The following is a 17,566-nucleotide window of genomic DNA, read 5'->3' as shown; positions in this document are numbered from 1 at the left end:
TTCATGAAACCTATTAAGCCCCTTCTTCTATCTTTAGTTGGTATCGGCGTTATTGGCTGGGTCGGATACAGTTTTTACCAAGCTTATCAACCTCAGCCTGTTAAGCTTCAAGGTCAAATCGATGCGCAGCAATACAGTATCTCATCGAAAGTGCCTGGCAGAATTGATGAAATATTCGTGCGTAAAGGTGATTCGGTTGAAAAAGGCGAATTGATCTTTTCTCTTCTGAGCCCTGAGATTGACGCGAAGCTAGAACAAGCAAAAGCGGGTCAAAAAGCCGCTGGTGCATTAGCACAACAAGCGGAGAATGGTGCCCGCACTCAACAGATCCAAGCCGCTAAAGATCAATGGTTGAAAGCAAAAGCGGCGGCCGATCTCATGGACAAAACCTATCAACGTGTAAACAACCTTTACAACGATGGCGTGGTTGCCGAGCAGAAGCGTGATGAAGCCAAAACTCAGTGGCAAGCGTCGAAGTACACGGAAAGCGCTGCGTTCCAAATGTATCAATTAGCACAAGAAGGCGCTCGTGACGAAACCAAAGTCGCAGCGGCTCAAAAAGCATTAATGGCTGCAGGTGCCGTGGCAGAAGTTGAAGCTTACGCAAAAGACACACAAATCCACAGCTGGTTTAATGGTGAAGTATCTCAAGTACTATTAAGCAGCGGTGAACTAGCACCCCAAGGCTTCCCTGTTGTGACTGTTATCGACACCAACGATGCTTGGGCAGTCCTCAATGTACGTGAAGATATGCTTAAGCATTTCGAGAAAGGTAGCCAGTTTGAGGCATACCTTCCTGCTCTAGACAAATCACTGACCTTTAAAGTAACTCATATTGCCGTCATGGGTGATTTTGCGACTTGGCGTTCAACTGATGCTGCGCAAGGCTTTGACCTACGCACCTTTGAAGTAGAAGCTCGCCCTGTCGATACCAGCGAGACGCTGCGAATGGGTATGAGCCTTGTGGTTGAGCTTTAGGTGACATATGTCTGCTAACTCTCAATCTACTGGAGCGCAATCTAAAGGCTCACAATCAACTGAGCATCATAGAACGAAGAATACCTTGCTTAGGCAGTGGGCGATTGTCCGCAAAGACAAGTGGTTGTTGTCGTGCCTAACTTGGATACCCTTGCTTCTTGCTGCCAGTATTTGGCTGATTTTCTCGCAAGGCATCGCCCGTGACTTACCCGTTGCGGTGGTTGATCTTGAACATAGCCAAATTTCGCAACAGTTCACGCGCTTAGTTGATGCCTCACCGACGCTACAAGTGACTCAAAAGTACAGCTCGGCGAGTGAAGCTGCTAAGGCGATGATTGAACGCGATATCTATGGCTATGTTGTCATCCCTCGACACTTTGACCGAGATATCTACCTAGGATTAAACCCGCAAGTTTCCGTGTTCTACAACAGCCAATTTATCTTAATCGGTAAACTGGTGAACTCGGCTCTGCTGCAGGCTCAAGGCACATTTAACGCACAACTCGAAGTGGTTAAACAGCTTTCACACGGTGATACGACAGTACAATCGGCATTGGGGCAAGCGGTCACGGTGCAGAGCCAGATCACGCCATTGTTTAATAAGAACACCAGTTATGCGCAGTTCTTGGTATCAGCCGTAATTCCTGCGTTATGGCAGATCATGATAGTGGTCGGCACGATCTTAGTATTGACTGCAAACGTACGCGCTCGCGGTTTGAAAGCATGGCTATCGAACTCTCCTATCAAATCACTGGCATCAACATTAATGCCTTATGTGGCACTGTTTTTTGCGTTTGGTATTGCCTTTAGCTTTTGGTTCTATGGCCTATTAGACTGGCCATTCAATGGCAGCTTTATGGCACTGACCATTGCCCTGCTGCTTACTGTCATCAGTTGTATCATCATGGGTTGTTTGTTTTTCTTCTTAACGCTTGATCCAGCTAGAGCCATGAGTTTCGCGGGTGCTTTCACCGCGCCAAGTTTTGCGTTCATGGGAATTACCTTCCCAGTAACTGACATGAACACTGCTGCTCAAGTTTGGAGAAGCTTACTGCCAGTGAGCCACTACATCGAAGTACAAACAGCGCAATCCAGTTATGGAGTGAGCGCGGCACACTCGCTAATGAGCCTTACTTCCATGTTGTGGTACGCAGTCCCTGCCTTCGTGGTTATCTTGTTAATTAAGAAACACTTAACGCAATCAGCTCTATCTGCACAAGCAGCACCGTCAACACAAGCACAACAAGAGAAATCAGAACAACAAGGAGTAAAACAATGAGCTTTACTCAACTGCTGAAACAAGAACTATTGGCTGTTCTGCGTAATCCCGTCGTATTGCTAACCGTCTTCGGCGGTGTGGTCTTCTATTCATTCTTGTACCCACTGCCTTACGCAAATCAAGTACCTGAACAATTGAAAGCTTCGGTTGTAAACTTGGACAAGAGTCAAAGCAGCTACCAATTAGAACGAATGGTCGATGCCACGTCTCAAATCGACTTAGTACGTCGAGATTCCACTATTGAAGATGCGAAACAAGCCGTTCTTGACCAAGAGATTGGCGGGTTCATTGTCATCCCAGAAGATTTCTATAAAGACTTACTTCTTGGTAAAAGCCCAACGCTCTCTTATGCCGGTGATGCATCTTACTTCTTGGTGTACGGAACCATTGTTGAAGGGCTTGCTAAGGCTGGAGGCACGTTAGCCGCGCAAGTTAAGGTCAGTCACTTATTGGTCGAAGGTGTCCCGTTAGAATCCGCAGCCAAAGGTTACAGCGCATTTAGCTTAAACCTAAAGCCAACCTTCAATAGTCGCATGGGATACATCGATTACGTGGTTCCCGCGGTATTTGTTTTGATCTTACAACAAACCTTAGCCATGGCTTCTGGTTTAGTTGGCGCAACACAAAACGCTCAATCAACGTTTGGCTATTGGAGCAAAACCTCTCCCGCGAAACTGATGCTTGCTCGCTGCTGTACTTTAGTGGGCATTTATTACTTGTTGTCCATGTACTACTTCGGCGCAAGCTTTTCGATGTATGGGATTAACCTGCTCGCCTCAACAACACAAATTTTAACCCTGCTACTGCCCTTCTTACTAGCAAGCTGTTTGATTGGAATTTTTATTGGTGAGCTAGTGCCACGAAGAGAGTTAGTCACGGTTGTTGTGTTAATCAGTTCAATGCCACTGATCTTCTCTTCAGGTTTTATCTGGCCGATTGAAATGATGCCTGAATGGTTGGTACTGTTATCACAACTGTTTCCAAGCACACCAGCTATCCAAGGTTTCTTGGCACTCAATCAAATGGGTGCGTCTTGGCAAGAAGTAGCACCTCAATGGACGCTATTATGGGGACAAGTTCTGCTATGGGGCTCGTTGCTGGCACTCAAGCTCTTTCATAAATCAAGCAAGAGCATCAGTCGAGTCAGTCCCCACTAGCTAAACAAAGAATGTTGAACCATCAGATTTGTGGTTCTTCAAAAACAATTAAAAAGCTCTGATAAAGGGCTTTTTTAATGTCCTTAGATCCGATTACATCCTCAATATCGAATGTCTAAAACCTCCAGAACATATCAGATATTCAAACTCGCCTACTTTCCTATTATCTTCCACTCTCCCTATTATCCGTCGTTCTCACTATTATCTGCCTGTTTCATTATTATCAGCCACTCTCAGCCCCCCTTCTTCCATCGCTCTCAGAATTTAGTGGAAAGCGTTTTAAGCAAGGATAAAAACGCCTACATAACGAAATCCACCAGTTGCTATAGCTACGACTGCATATGCCATTTTCAAGCCAAAACTCGCCCGCTTATTCCAAAACAATGACAAAACCCGAACAAATGTAAATTTATTGTAAAAATTTCTTTGTTGGTATTGTTTTTGTGTATAGGATTATCAGTAGGACTTAGCTAGCCGAATGCCATAGTCTTATTGGTTCACATACCAAAAGGATATCCATATAAAGCAAGATCAGTACTTATCTTTATTTCGTTTTTCGACTTAGATACAGCCGTTTGTGTTGCCGTCAAATGAAGTAGATAAATCACTAAAATATAAAAATCAAATAGAAAACAAACACAACAGTAGCAAACATAATTTAATAAAAAGACAGGAAAACCATGAAAAACATACGTGAATTATTTTTGGGTTTATATTATTATTTAGTTCCAGTGCATTTGCAGAAGAAGGATCATTTAGCCAAAGTATCAGTAACTTGAGTAAAAGTGTTGATGGTTTTTTCAATGACTACACAGGGTGGTTCGTTGGATTAATATTTAAAAGTGTTCCGCTTGGTGAAGCAAACTTCCCAATCATTGTTGGTTGGCTCTTGCTCGCCGCGATTATCTTCACTGTTTATTTTGGCTTTGTTCAATTTAAACGTGTTGGTATGGCGATAGACATTATCAAAGGTAAGTATACCGACCCTAACTCCAAAGAAGATGGGGAAGTTTCTCACTTTCAAGCGTTAACAACAGCGCTTTCAGGAACTGTCGGACTGGGTAATATTGCAGGTGTAGGTGCTGCACTCGCGATTGGTGGTCCTGGCGCGACATTCTGGATGATCTTGTGTGGCCTTCTGGGTATGGCTTCTAAGTTCTGTGAGTGTACCTTAGGTGTGAAATACCGAACCATTTTACCTTCAGGTGTCGTTTCTGGTGGTCCAATGTACTACTTGAGCCAAGGCCTAGGTGAAAGAGGGTTGGGTGGACTGGGTAAAGTCCTTGCTATTGGTTTTGCGTTAATGTGTATTTTAGGTGCATTGGGCGGTGGTAACATGTTCCAAGCGAACCAAGCACATGCCATGCTCACTTACGCATTTGATGTACCTAGTGAATACGGTGTTATCACAGGGCTTGTACTCGCTACCTTAGTGTTTTCCGTTATTGTTGGCGGTATGCCTTCTATTGCATCGGTAACAGAAAAAGTTGTTCCTTGGATGGCTGCTCTGTATATCGGTATGGCTCTCATTGTTATCGGTTCTAACCTTGATCAAGTTGGTCCTGCGTTTAGTGCCATCTTTACAGGTGCATTTACCGGTGAAGGTGTGGTTGGCGGATTTATTGGTGCCTTAATCCAAGGTCTGAAACGTGCTACGTTCTCAAACGAAGCCGGTGTAGGTTCAGCAGCAATCGCTCACTCAGCCGTAAAAACAAAAGAACCAATCACGGAAGGTCTTGTATCACTATTAGAACCATTCGTTGATACGGTAATCATTTGTACAATGACCGCATTGGTTATCACTATCGCTGGCTTAAACGTAGGTCCATTCGATGGAACAGGCTTAACAGGTGTGACGCTTACTGCTGCATCGTTTACTGAAACTGCAGAAGTGTTTAAATACACACTCGCTCTCGCGGTAATCATGTTTGCGTTTTCGACAATGATTTCTTGGTCGTACTACGGTCTTAAGGCTTGGACTTACCTATTTGGTGAAGGCAAAACAACGGAACTGGTTTTCAAAGTGATGTTTTGTGTGTTTGTTGTTATTGGTGCGACGATTCAATTTGGCGCGGTAATCGACTTCTCTGATGCGGCTATCTTTGCTATGTCGATCTTCAACATTCTTGGCCTGTACTTCCTAATGCCTGTCGTGAAGAAAGAACTGCAATCATTTGTTGCTCGCGTTAAATCAGGCGAAATCAAAACTTACGAGAAATAGTCTTCTCGTTAATAATTTATGGTCGAATAACACTGTTCTAAAAATTTTTGTAATATCCTTTGCTTGAGAAAGCGAGAACAGTAATGCAACTTAACTAAAATCCCTACTGGCTTATTGCTTAGCTCGTAGGGATTTTTTATGCCTGAATCAAAGCTAGCACTATGCCTATCCGTTTTAGTACCTATCTGTTTTGATACCTACCCGTTTTGATACCTATCCATTTTAATGACTAACTAGCGTCTGCACTGTCTTGTTCAAGCCGATCAGGGTCTTCGCTTACTTTGTTTCGGTCAAGTGACTCTTCGACTTCAGTCATTTCTCTTTTTGCTAGCAACGAATGACAATCATCAAAGCAATAAGCTACAGTACAAGTCTCACACAAGTATTCAGGCATGGCTCCCTCCTTTGCCCTTGTCCATTGAGATGGTCTAATCACAGCATGACAACAGACCGCGTGTTCATCCTAGAACACCACCATTATGCTATTTTCCCTGCATATAAATATGCGTGCAAAGTCACCAAGTATTCAACTAACTACATATCAACAGCTATTTTACGGTTCTAATCACGGATAGCCTTGGTAATCGGTTGCAAACGGATCTTAGCTACCTAAGACGAAACCACTGAGCTACCTGCAACGATACGACATAGCTATCTGCAACAAAGCGAGCAGTACAAGTACACACGTTTACAACGAAAACGCCCACACTATTTTCATGATGTGGGCGTTTGAATACTTGCTGTCACACATTCGCTAGCACACAGGCTTGCTTATGAGTGGACTAAGCTCCTGAGCTTATAAGCCCATCTCTTCGGTTAGCGTTTTGATCTGCTTGAGATCCATAGTGTGAACTTCAATCATTTGTCTGATATCGCTCAGTCGAGAGTTCGCGTTATCTTGTTTCTCACAAGCGTCAGATTTCGCATCCCATGATGTGCCATCTAAGAAAACGTCACACGCCTTTTTCAATGCACTAAGGCTCTGTTCAAGCTCATCTCTTTCTTTCTCAAGCTTTTCAAGCTCTTGAGATATCTGCAATTCTTTTCGGAAGACTTCACGTGAACGTTCAAAAAGGGTCGATTGCATGTCAGCTTGACGATTCAGCTTTTGATTGTTTTGCTGAGTTTCTTCTAGTGTTTGCTTCTGCTCATTAAGCTGTTGCTCTAATGAATAATTCGCTTTTTCTAAAACGGCAGACTGCTTTTCTAAATCTTTCAGTTCTTTTTGATGCGCTTCAGTCTGTTTCACTAAAGCGGCTTCTACTTTTGCATCGATCTCGGTATCGACTTTTGCCACCTTAGCTTCAACTGACGTCATCAATTCGGTTTTGCTGTCGCGCAATTCTTGATAACGAGTTTCTAGTACCTGATAAGTGGACTCCCACTTCGAAGCCGTCACTGTAGAACCAATTAAGCCACCCAGAGCCAAACCTATAACCGCAGCAATGCCGATATAAAGCTGACTGCGCTTATCGCGTTCTTCAATAACAACCACTTCATCTTGTTCGCTTTGTCCAGATTGCTGGTTCACTAGCGGGTACTCCCAAAAATATGTTTAACGTTACGCGGTCACTAATTTTAAAGGCTCAGTTAAACCTACCACTTAAGTCTAGTACTTGAATACTTCACTTAAGTTCTGTCAACTCGCTTACTCTAGTTGGAGCACCACCGATTTTAGAACAATACGTGGCTGCTTCAACACAACGTCTAACGAGTTAACTCCGAAATCATCAGGCTGGCAGTATACAAAAGGAAGCTGCTAACGATAACAATCACTACCCCTTTTTGCAGTTTTTCGTTTGTCCGGTAACGAAACAGTACAAATGCCAAAGCCAATAAAAAAACAATCGCTATTAATCGAGTCATAACTCCTCCTTGTTTCTCTATTTTATACCATTTAAATAAGCAAGTTACGTCAGAGACTCGTTGTTTGATCATTTAGTTGAACAACATTTGTTCAAACAGATATTTTGTAGCTGACATCACATTTTATATGTTCTAGGATACGCCTACAGATTACCTAATTATTTAGGTAATTGTTCCGATGAAGACTGCAGGAGAGCGGTTTTTAACTAAATATTAACATTTAGTTAGATTAACCCGCCGAAGAAGTAAATCTTTCAGGCGCTTTATGCTGGAGAAATCCAGAAAAGTGAGGACTGTTGTTGGAGGAACCTCTGGAGAGAGCCGTACTACTTTGTTGTAGAAACCGGCCGCCGAAGGAGCAAGCTTAGTGCCCATTACTTATCTATAAGTGATTCGCTAAGTGAAACTCTCAGGCAAAAGGACAGAGGAGTGGAAAGCAACAGCCTTAATTAACAAAAGAATTCTATCTAGAAATCCGTATGTATTAAGTAGTGCTATCGATCCCTGTGATCTGCACTGCCTTCCCTCTTCTCCTTAAATTTTTAATTTATTAAGGGGAAATCATGAACCATCTACAAGCTACACTTCAAACCATCAACCAATTCGTTTGGGGACCACCGCTACTTATCCTATTAGTTGGCACCGGTGTTTACTTCACTTTTCGTTTAGGCTTACTCCAGTTTAGACACCTTCCAACTGCGCTAAAAATGGTGTTCACCAAAGACAAATCCGGCACGGGTGACGTTTCAAGCTTCGCCGCTTTGTGTACAGCGCTTTCCGCAACGATTGGTACAGGTAATATCGTAGGTGTAGCGACCGCAATCAAGATTGGTGGCCCTGGCGCCCTATTCTGGATGTGGCTTGCCGCTGTCTTTGGTATGGCGACCAAATACGCAGAATGTCTACTTGCTGTTAAATACCGTAGAACCGATAGCAATGGCGAAATGGTTGGCGGCCCAATGTACTACTTGCAATACGGTGTCGGTTCAAGGGTGTTAGCGGTGATGTTCGCTGTGTTCGCTTTGGGGGTTGCCTGCTTCGGTATTGGTACCTTCCCACAAGTTAACGCTATCTTAGACGCAACTGAAATTTCATTTGGTGCTTCCCGTGAAATGTCTGCTGTCGTTCTTACGATATTAGTAGCGGTTGTAACATTGGGTGGTATTCAATCTATCGCTAAGGTGGCAGGAAAAGTCGTTCCTACCATGGCTATCATGTACATCGTCGCGTGTTTAAGCGTTTTGGTTTCAAATGCAGACCAACTATTGAATGCCATTACCCTTGTTGTGACCTCTGCGTTTACCAACACAGCAGCAACAGGTGGTTTCTTTGGTGCGAGCATCATGCTTGCTATCCAATCCGGTATTGCTCGTGGTGTGTTCTCGAACGAATCAGGCCTAGGTAGCGCTCCGATGGCGGCGGCGGCGGCAAAAACGGACTCGTGTGTGAAGCAAGGACTTGTCTCTATGACGGGTACCTTCTTCGATACCATCATCATTTGTACGATGACAGGTTTAGCACTTATCTTAACGGGTGCTTGGCAAACCGATCTTTCTGGTGCTGCGATGACCACTCATGCATTCGCTGTCGGTTTGAATGCGGACACTCTTGGCCCTATGCTGGTTTCTGTTGGCTTAATCTTCTTTGCATTTACCACGATTTTAGGCTGGAACTACTACGGTGAACGCTGTGTTGTTTTCTTACTGGGAACTAAAGCGGTTCTGCCTTACAAGATCATCTTCATTGCGTTGGTTGCTTCTGGTGCATTCTTAAAGCTCGACATGATCTGGCTGTTGGCTGATATCGTGAACGGCCTAATGGCAATTCCAAACCTAATCGGCCTTATCTTGCTACGTCGCGTCGTCATCGAAGAAACGAAGTTATTCTTCAAACCTTTAACTTCTTCAAATGATTGTGAAGCCGTTAAAGCTTAACCTGAATTGATTGAATACACAGCCCGCATTCAAATGCGGGCTTTTTTATATTTATTCAAACATTAAACTGAAAAATCATGACTAGCACTTATTCCCTTACATATAAAAGGATATTAATTGGGTCACTGTGCGAATTAATATGCTAACAAAAAGGCCACTAATAAAACCAACACCTTAATTAGATATTACTTATATTTAACAGAACATGTATAAATAACCGTTTTTTAGTCATAAACGCATAAACAGCATTTTGTTTCAACCACACAAAAAAACACCAGAATAAAACATGTGACTTTAATTCATATAATAGTCAGTTTATAGTCATCTACATTGTTGAGAGAATTATAATAAAAATAAATGTTGGCTATATGATCAGATTCGACCCAATTAAAAACCGTATTTATAACGACGAACGTTCTATTAAAATAGGATATCGTGAGACTCGCGTTTTAGAGTTATTACTTAAACACTCACCAGAGATTGTGAACAAACAAGATATCATTAGTTTCGCATGGGAAGCGAATTCATTGGTGATACATCACTTGCGAAATGCATCAGTTTACTCCGCCAAGGATTCGTTAAGCTCGGCATTAAAGAGACGCCAATCGTGACGGTACCAAAAGTTGGTTACCGCCTTATCGATGATTGCGTCTTTATCGAGTCGCAACCACAAAGCGGAGCCACTATTCCTCTCACTCCAGTGAGCGATCAAGTTCCACTCGATAACAGCAGTGTTGCGGCCTCTATTGCAAGTAGCCATGAATCTATACCTAAACCAACTTCGCCTGCTCACCAGCAAATCAGATCACGCAGAAATAGACTGTGTTACTTCACAACTGGTTGTTTGCTATTTGCATCGGCGCTATTGGCTTTGCTAAGGTGCACGATAGGAGCCTTGGCGATATCAACTCAGTCAACCGACTCAATGAACAGTGGGTTGGTCAGGTTCAAGTGTTCCAAGAGTCTGAAATGGCGATGAGCCCAGAACTAGAAGCCATTCTCTATAAATATCAATGTGATTGCGTGGCATACATTAGCGAAGAGCCTGACTACTCTGAGCTTTCAATACTCAATAAAGAAACGCGTCAGTCCGTCAATATCTTTTACACACCCACGCAATTAGATCGTGCGAGTACCGAGATAGCGTTATTCCTAGAGAGAGGCCAATTATGATGCCATTTGTTTCTCTATTTTCCGCGTTAGCTCTATTGGTTGGCATATGGAGTATTCCTAACTCTCCACCGCAAGAAGAGCACCGTTACCAACATAGCGTGGTAGACCTCATAATCGATGGAAATGTATTACGTACTGATGGGCTCACCAAAATAAGTAACAACAAGGTTCTGCATCTTATGTCGGTTCAAGATGACAACATGCCCGACCCGATTGTTCTGCGGTTTAGAGGAGAGGCAGGCCCTTCTCAATCACTTTTCTTTTCAATATCTGGCACTATTGATTTAGTCTCAGTACAAAAATAAATAAAACAATGAATGACAGCTTATTGTCACCTTACCTACTCATCAACAATGATCCATTAACGTTGAAGGTTGATGTCTTAAGTTCGAATGATTTATTTGCCATTATTCGAACGTGTAATACAGGCCGAACACAACTACTGGCTAAACGATAATTTATCGACGTTTAATTAACACCATCCTGAATATTACACATAAAAACGGATGGTTATTTTCATGACTATATCAATAAGCATCCCTCACTTTTAAACATTCGATTAATCGGATGTTTAAAACAACTGATTGCATTTAAAAACCTAAGTAAAATTTATATCGTTATTGTTAATTCACATATCAACTTAAAGCTGTAGGCGATGTGAATAATATGTCTCCTATCATACCTAATCATTCACCTCACATGTAATTAAACAACGTCAAAATAATTTGACGTTAAAGTAGCGATAATAACGCCTCATTTTTCTAAAAACGGTTTGAGCCCCATCAAACAATTTACTTCCAGTTGCATACAATTTCACCATAACAACACTTCTAGTAATACAAGTTATTGAATTATTGAGGAAATTTAATTCAACCCTTTTCAGTATCTATCTATTTATCAACATGAAAAAGTGAACTGGTCTTGTTAACTGCACGGCGCACAAAACATTATCAAAATAGAAAAATTACAAACGAGGGAATTGTTAATGATTAGTATAAACAGAAGTCTCTTGGCAACCGCAGTGTTGTCTGTTCTATCTACCGGTGTAAACGCAAAGGTTTATCCAGACCAAATAGTGTTTGACCAACTTGGTGAAGATGTATGTCGCTCTGGTTATCGCCCTTTAGACCGTTATGAGGCTGAAGAACAAAAGAGTGCTTTGCTCGCTCGTATGGGCACTTGGCAGATCACAGGGCTGAAAGGAAACTGGGTAATCATGGGGCCTGGCTATCATGGTGAAATTAAACAATCAAACAGCGGGTCAACGTTCTGTTATCCAAACAATGACCAATCTGAAATTCCAAACTACTCTGCTAAAGCCGTCCCAGAAGGCAGCGAGATAGATGTTGAATATGACTTAGTCAACAACCGCAATGATTTTGTACGCCCTCTTAGCTACCTAGCTCATAACCTAGGTTATGCATGGGTTGGCGGTAACAACAGTCAGTATGTTGGTGAAGACATGACGATTAACCGCTCAGGTAACTCTTGGGTAATACAAGGCAACAACAGTGGTTCTTGTGATGGTTATCGCTGTAACGAAAAGACTAAGATCACAGTCGACAACTTCACCTACACCGTTAACGACAATAACTTTTGGCACGGCGATGTCGTCGAGTCCGATCGCGAACTGGTTAAGACCGTTTATGCAACGGCAAGAAACAGAAGTAACATCGCGCAACAAGTCGTTGTCGATCTCAAAGTCGATGAGTCTACAAATTGGTCGAAAACGAATAGCTATGGGTTCTCCGAAAGTGTTCAAACAGAGAATACATTCAAGTGGCCTTTGGTTGGCGAGACTAAGCTAACGATTAAGTTAGAAGCGAACCAGAGCTTTGCTGAAACCAACGGCAACTCCACTAGCGAGCAAGTAACACTTCAAGCTCGTCCTATGGTTCCAGCGAATTCAGAGCTGCCGATTCGAGTTGAGCTATATCGTTCAACCATCTCTTATCCTTACCGATTCAACGCCGACATCAGTTACGATGTTGAATTTAACGGCTTCCTTCGTTGGGGTGGTAACGCATGGCACACCCACCCAGACAACCGCCCTTACAAAGCTCATACCTTCACAATGGGCCGTAGCAGCAATGAATCAGCCGATATTCGCTACCAATGGGATCACCGATACATCCCAGGAGAAACGAAATGGTGGGACTGGGGCTGGGCTATCAAAGAAGCCGGTTTATCAAGTATGCAGTACGCGACTGGGGGAAGCTTACGCCCATTCCACTCATACGTATCTGGCGATTTTAACGCTGAATCTCAATTTGCAGGCACTATTGAGATTGGACAAGCAACGCCAATTACCAACAGTGTTCGTAACAAAAGAAGTGTTGATTCAGTCAACGAAACCACTGAGATCATTGGCGATATCGAAGTTACTACCAACTTTAATGCGGATGAGTTGAGTGACTTAGGTTTCGAAGGCGCTGAGATGAACATTAGCGTTGTTAAATAACACAGTGGCTCACATCTAACACTCGGTTTACCAGTAACAAAAAGCCCACGATACGTCGTGGGCTTTCATCTATTCATCTATTCATTTATTCATCTGCAACAGAAAAGGAAAACTACGCAGGCTCTTCCATTAGAAGCTTAACGCCAAGCCCCACCAGCACCATACCAGTCACACCTTCCATCCACTTCATAAAGCTCGCGTTCTTAAGCAAGTTTTTAGCGGAGCTCAGAGCCCCAGCCAAACCACATTGCCACACCATTGCGATCATAAAGTGTACCGAAGCCATCAGCATGGATTGCAATAACGGTGAACCTTCAGGGTTTACGAATTGAGGCAGAAAGGCCAAATAGAAAACCGCTGTTTTCGGGTTCAGTACATTAGATAGGAAGCCTTCGCGTAGAGAACGCTTAGCGCTGTATGCTTGTTTAGCTTGCTCCCCAACCTTCATACCGCCGCCATTTTTCATCAAAGCGCGTAAACTGCTTAAGCCAAGCCAAATCAGGTAAACCGCCCCCACCATTTTAACGGCTTGAAAGAGTTCAGCTGATTGAGCAAGAATCGCGGAGATCCCTACAGCAGAGAAAAAGGCATGCACATAAAGGCCGCCACAAATACCAAAACTGGTCATAACACCGTCAGCTAAGCCGGATCGGCTCGTATTGCGAATCACCAATGCCGTATCTAAACCCGGCGTTAGCGTTAAAATAGTGATGGCAATTAGAAATGCCTCAAAGTTCAAAATATCCATATCATTGTCATTCTTGTTCAGCGATCTATCATCAATACCGTGTATCTGAACAATTCGCAAGCAACAATTGCCATCGGCTATACAAGTCACTGATTTTGTGCACAATGGAACAGTTTAATTTGTTAATAAATAGTAAATTCAAGGCATCGTACCGCCTCCTGCTTTCATCGCTATATCTTCGACTACGAAGTACAACGTCATTAAAAAGCAGAGCCATAACCAAAGTACATGAGATATGAACCTTAAAGCTGACGCGATCTTAAGGATCATTTAAAGAAACCAAATTAAGAGTAGTCAAATGAGCGCATTCAAAAAACTAGTCGAACACTCTCAAAAATGTTCACGCTTTCAACACCTAGCCTCTATTTGTGGTTGGGACCAAGCTTCAATGATGCCTGCAGGTGGTAACCAAGCACGTAGCGAAGCCATGGCTGAACTCTCTGTTCATATTCACGGCTTAATGACTCAGCCACAACTTGGTGATTGGATTTCAGACGCTGAAAACGAAGCGCTAAATAGCGAGCAACAATCGTCCCTACGTGAAATTAAACGTCAATGGCAACAAGCCAACCTACTTCCTGAAAAGCTGGTTGAAGCTAAGTCTCTAGCAGGCTCAAAATGTGAACATGCATGGCGCAGCCAACGTGGTAACAATGATTGGGTTGGTTTTGAAAAGAACTGGCGTGAAGTGGTTGAGCTGTCTCGTGAAGAAGCGCAAATCCGTGCCGATGCGGCGAACCTAACACCTTATGATGCCATGCTTGATATCTATGAACCGGGTACAAGCTCTGCTTCACTTGATATTTTGTTTGCCGACGTTAAGACATGGCTACCAAGCCTGATTGACGAAGTGATCGAAAAGCAATCGAGCGAGCAATTTAACGCGCCATCAGGTATCTACTCGACTGAAAAACAGAAAACACTTGGCTTAGAAGTCATGAAGCTGCTTCAGTTCGATTTTGAACACGGCCGATTAGATGAAAGTGTTCACCCCTTCTGTGGTGGCGTACCTTCAGACGTGCGAATCACGACTCGCTACGATGAAGCCGAATTCGTTCAATCATTAATGGGCATCGTTCACGAAACGGGACACGCACGTTATGAACAAGGTTTGCCAAAACATCTAGCAGGCCAACCAGCCGGTGAGGCCCGCTCGATGGGCATCCATGAATCTCAATCTTTGTTCTTCGAGATGCAAGTTGGCCGCAGCGACCCGTTCATCGGGCATTTAGCCAACCTAGCAGGACAACAGTTCTCTGGTTCTGAGTTTGAGCAAAAGAACTTCCAGAAGATCTACACTCGCGTGAAGAAAGACTTCATCCGCGTTGATGCTGATGAGCTGACCTACCCTGCACACGTTATCTTACGTTACGAAATTGAACGTGACCTGATCAACGGCAACATAAAACACACCGATGTTCCAGAATTGTGGAACACTAAAATGCAGTCTTACCTTGGTTTAAGCACTCAAGGCAATTTCACTAATGGCTGCATGCAAGACATCCATTGGACAGACGGCGCATTTGGTTACTTCCCATCGTACACATTAGGTGCGATGTACGCGGCTCAGTTTATGACTTCGATGAAGAAAACAGTTGATGTGAACTCTGTAATTGAAAGTGGCGACCTATCACCTATCTTCACTTGGTTAGAGTCCAATATTTGGAGCAAAGGCAGCCTGCTGACCACTGATGACTTAGTGAAAGGCGCAACAGGTGAAACACTCAATGCACAGTACTTTAAAGATCATTTGAGAAGCCGTTACCTATAATCATCAAAAAGAGCAGCACTTCCGCTGCTCTTTTTTCTCTCGTCATATGGGCGATACGAACTTACTCACTTCGTATTTTCTTACTCCGTATACGCACACACTCTGAATAGTAAGAACTCTCGTTAGTCACCTGACGAAAAACCAAAGCGTCGAAAAGTGAAATGTGAGTTTGCACTGATACACTCGACACCCATATCACCAGCGATTGATATATAAACACATCAGCGTATAGTTGCCTTTTTTAAAATACAACAAGAGGATATTAATACCTGTGTTAATTACGCCGCCTTAAACGTTCCATCCCCCCCTATAGCTCTCACTGCTAACCGAAGCTCAATACTAGTCTTTAGTATCTTGCTCACTCTTTGCGCTTGTTGATTATCCGCCTATCTTAGGCTGCTTTTTCGCGCCAAAATTTTATCAAAGAAGCACTCATCCGCACCCCAGATCTATTTCTGGTGCGTTTTGCCGTGCCCAAATTGAGAATTCAATGTACCAAAATATCAAACTTGATTGGATGTCGAACATCCGTGGAGACCTACTTGCTGGTCTCGTTGTTGCACTTGCTTTAATTCCTGAAGCCATCGCCTTTTCTATCATCGCTGGCGTTGACCCTAAAGTTGGCTTGTATGCCTCTTTCAGTATTTCTGTTGTGGTTGCTTTCACCGGAGGCCGCTCGGGGATGGTTTCAGCAGCCACTGGAGCCATGGCATTATTAATGGTCACCTTAGTCAAAGAACATGGCCTAGAATATTTATTGGCCGTAACGGTGCTGACTGGTGTCCTGCAAATTTTGGCTGGATATTTGAAACTTGGTAGCCTTATGCGGTTCGTCTCGCGATCTGTCGTGACTGGCTTTGTAAATGCCCTCGCCATCTTAATCTTCCTTGCTCAGCTGCCTGAGCTCACCAACGTAACTTGGCACGTCTATGCGATGACCGCTGGCGGCCTAGGTATCATTTACCTGTTCCCTTACCTGCCTGTTATTGGCAAATTAATCCCTTCACCTTTGGTGTGTATCATCCTCCTCACTGCCATCGCAATGTGGTTCGATATTGATATTCGTACCGTAGGTGACATGGGGAACTTACCTGACACTTTGCCTATCTTCCTATGGCCTGATGTACCTCTCAACTTAGAAACCTTGTCGATCATTTTCCCCTATGCCGTTGGACTTTCTGTAGTAGGTTTATTGGAATCGATGATGACAGCGACGATTGTTGACGATCTTACTGATACCAGCAGTGATAAGAACCGAGAGTGTAAGGGCCAAGGCATTGCCAACATCTTTACTGGCTTCTTTGGGGGTATGGCGGGTTGTGCCATGATCGGTCAATCGATGATCAATATTAAATCGGGTGGTCGCGGCCGATTGTCGACGCTATCAGCAGGTGTATTCTTACTAATTATGGTCGTTTTTCTTGGCCCATGGCTAAAGCAGATCCCTATGGCAGCACTGGTTGCTGTGATGATCATGGTCGCGATCGGGACCTTCTCTTGGGGCTCTATTCGAGATCTAAAGAAGCACCCTTTATCTACTAATATCGTGATGCTTGCTACGGTCATTATTGTTGTCGCTACCCACAACTTAGCCATTGGCGTACTTATTGGCGTGCTGCTTGCGTCACTGTTCTTCGCTAACAAGATTAGCCGAATGATGGTCATCAAAAATGACAGTACGGAGCAAAACAGCCGTAAATATACCGTTATAGGACAGGTCTTTTTCGTTTCATCCGATAAGTTTATTGAGTCGTTTGATTTTAAAGAAGTGATTGAATCTGTGACGATAGATTTATCGGCGGCACACTTTTGGGACGTCACCTCCGTTTCAGCATTAGACAAAGTGGTCGTTAAGTTTCGCCGTGAAGGGACACATGTGGACTTAATAGGAATGAACCAAGCCACGCGTACCATTGTCGACAAATTTGGCGTGCACGATAAACCCGAAGAAGTTGAAAAGCTATTAGCCGGACATTAA

At 43.4% G+C, this 17,566-nt stretch carries 11 protein-coding genes, 3 pseudogenes and 1 riboswitch; of the genes and pseudogenes, 10 read left to right on the top strand and 4 right to left on the bottom strand.

Features of this window, described 5'->3' with window-relative positions:
• Positions 1–3 precede the first annotated feature (3 nt).
• The 4 genes and pseudogenes from IHV80_RS06960 (at position 4) to IHV80_RS06945 (ending at position 5,635) form a co-directional block, all read left to right on the top strand.
• Positions 4–978, top strand: coding sequence for an HlyD family secretion protein (locus IHV80_RS06960; protein ID WP_192890562.1), 975 nt, complete (start codon positions 4–6; stop codon positions 976–978).
• A gap of 7 nt (positions 979–985) precedes the next feature.
• A complete protein-coding gene (locus tag IHV80_RS06955) occupies positions 986–2,257 on the top strand; it encodes an ABC transporter permease (RefSeq protein ID WP_192890561.1) in 1,272 nt (423 codons plus the stop codon).
• Positions 2,254–3,414: an ABC transporter permease gene (locus tag IHV80_RS06950; RefSeq protein WP_192890560.1), complete on the top strand. Its 1,161-nt coding sequence runs from the start codon at positions 2,254–2,256 to the stop codon at positions 3,412–3,414. Before IHV80_RS06955 ends, IHV80_RS06950 begins: the two co-directional genes overlap by 4 nt.
• Before the next feature lie 680 nt (positions 3,415–4,094).
• A pseudogene (locus tag IHV80_RS06945) lies at positions 4,095–5,635 on the top strand (alanine/glycine:cation symporter family protein).
• Between the two features lie 229 nt (positions 5,636–5,864).
• On the opposite strand, the gene IHV80_RS06940 reads toward IHV80_RS06945, so the two are convergent.
• The 3 genes from IHV80_RS06940 to IHV80_RS06930 all read right to left on the bottom strand — a co-directional run bounded on the left by IHV80_RS06940 (position 5,865) and on the right by IHV80_RS06930 (position 7,501).
• Positions 5,865–6,029, bottom strand: coding sequence for a hypothetical protein (locus IHV80_RS06940; RefSeq protein WP_192890559.1), 165 nt, complete (start codon positions 6,027–6,029; stop codon positions 5,865–5,867).
• 402 nt (positions 6,030–6,431) lie between these two features.
• Positions 6,432–7,166, bottom strand: a complete 735-nt coding sequence (locus IHV80_RS06935; protein WP_192890558.1) for a chromosome partitioning protein ParA — start codon at positions 7,164–7,166, stop codon at positions 6,432–6,434.
• A gap of 176 nt (positions 7,167–7,342) precedes the next feature.
• Complete coding sequence (locus IHV80_RS06930) at positions 7,343–7,501, bottom strand: hypothetical protein (RefSeq protein WP_048659466.1); 159 nt, start codon at positions 7,499–7,501, stop codon at positions 7,343–7,345.
• Positions 7,502–7,802: 301 nt separating this feature from the next.
• A riboswitch (glycine riboswitch) is annotated at positions 7,803–7,936 on the top strand.
• A gap of 128 nt (positions 7,937–8,064) precedes the next feature.
• Between IHV80_RS06930 and IHV80_RS06925 the strand changes: the two genes are divergently transcribed.
• The 4 genes and pseudogenes from IHV80_RS06925 to IHV80_RS06910 all read left to right on the top strand — a co-directional run bounded on the left by IHV80_RS06925 (position 8,065) and on the right by IHV80_RS06910 (position 13,069).
• Complete coding sequence (locus tag IHV80_RS06925; RefSeq protein ID WP_192890557.1) at positions 8,065–9,435, top strand: alanine/glycine:cation symporter family protein; 1,371 nt, start codon at positions 8,065–8,067, stop codon at positions 9,433–9,435.
• Between the two features lie 368 nt (positions 9,436–9,803).
• Positions 9,804–10,608, top strand: a pseudogene (locus IHV80_RS06920) (winged helix-turn-helix domain-containing protein).
• Positions 10,605–11,065 (top strand): annotated as a pseudogene (locus IHV80_RS06915) (hypothetical protein). The pseudogenes IHV80_RS06920 and IHV80_RS06915 overlap by 4 nt, the downstream one beginning before the upstream one ends.
• Positions 11,066–11,593: 528 nt before the next feature.
• On the top strand, positions 11,594–13,069 hold the full coding sequence (locus IHV80_RS06910) for an aerolysin family beta-barrel pore-forming toxin (protein WP_192890556.1): 1,476 nt from the start codon (positions 11,594–11,596) through the stop codon (positions 13,067–13,069).
• Positions 13,070–13,181: 112 nt separating this feature from the next.
• Here the strand turns inward: IHV80_RS06910 and IHV80_RS06905 are convergent, their stop codons facing one another.
• Positions 13,182–13,817, bottom strand: coding sequence for a LysE family translocator (locus tag IHV80_RS06905; RefSeq protein ID WP_192890555.1), 636 nt, complete (start codon positions 13,815–13,817; stop codon positions 13,182–13,184).
• A gap of 298 nt (positions 13,818–14,115) precedes the next feature.
• On the opposite strand from IHV80_RS06905, the gene IHV80_RS06900 reads away from it, so the two are divergent.
• Positions 14,116–15,588: a carboxypeptidase M32 gene (locus tag IHV80_RS06900; RefSeq protein ID WP_192890554.1), complete on the top strand. Its 1,473-nt coding sequence runs from the start codon at positions 14,116–14,118 to the stop codon at positions 15,586–15,588.
• A 490-nt stretch (positions 15,589–16,078) separates the two neighbouring features.
• A complete protein-coding gene (locus IHV80_RS06895) occupies positions 16,079–17,566 on the top strand; it encodes a SulP family inorganic anion transporter (RefSeq protein ID WP_192890553.1) in 1,488 nt (495 codons plus the stop codon).

This window comes from Vibrio bathopelagicus (assembly GCF_014879975.1).
Classification (GTDB): domain Bacteria; phylum Pseudomonadota; class Gammaproteobacteria; order Enterobacterales; family Vibrionaceae; genus Vibrio; species Vibrio bathopelagicus.
Note: the sequence above shows the minus strand (reverse complement) of the source record. Positions and strands in the feature narration are given on the sequence as shown.

Coding starts and splice junctions, on each gene's coding strand:
- IHV80_RS06960 (WP_192890562.1), top strand. CDS start 4: ATGAAACCTATTAAGCCCCTTCTTCTATCTTTAGTTGGTATCGGCGTT.
- IHV80_RS06955 (WP_192890561.1), top strand. CDS start 986: ATGTCTGCTAACTCTCAATCTACTGGAGCGCAATCTAAAGGCTCACAA.
- IHV80_RS06950 (WP_192890560.1), top strand. CDS start 2,254: ATGAGCTTTACTCAACTGCTGAAACAAGAACTATTGGCTGTTCTGCGT.
- IHV80_RS06940 (WP_192890559.1), bottom strand. CDS start 6,029: ATGCCTGAATACTTGTGTGAGACTTGTACTGTAGCTTATTGCTTTGAT.
- IHV80_RS06930 (WP_048659466.1), bottom strand. CDS start 7,501: ATGACTCGATTAATAGCGATTGTTTTTTTATTGGCTTTGGCATTTGTA.
- IHV80_RS06925 (WP_192890557.1), top strand. CDS start 8,065: ATGAACCATCTACAAGCTACACTTCAAACCATCAACCAATTCGTTTGG.
- IHV80_RS06910 (WP_192890556.1), top strand. CDS start 11,594: ATGATTAGTATAAACAGAAGTCTCTTGGCAACCGCAGTGTTGTCTGTT.
- IHV80_RS06905 (WP_192890555.1), bottom strand. CDS start 13,817: ATGGATATTTTGAACTTTGAGGCATTTCTAATTGCCATCACTATTTTA.
- IHV80_RS06900 (WP_192890554.1), top strand. CDS start 14,116: ATGAGCGCATTCAAAAAACTAGTCGAACACTCTCAAAAATGTTCACGC.
- IHV80_RS06895 (WP_192890553.1), top strand. CDS start 16,079: ATGTACCAAAATATCAAACTTGATTGGATGTCGAACATCCGTGGAGAC.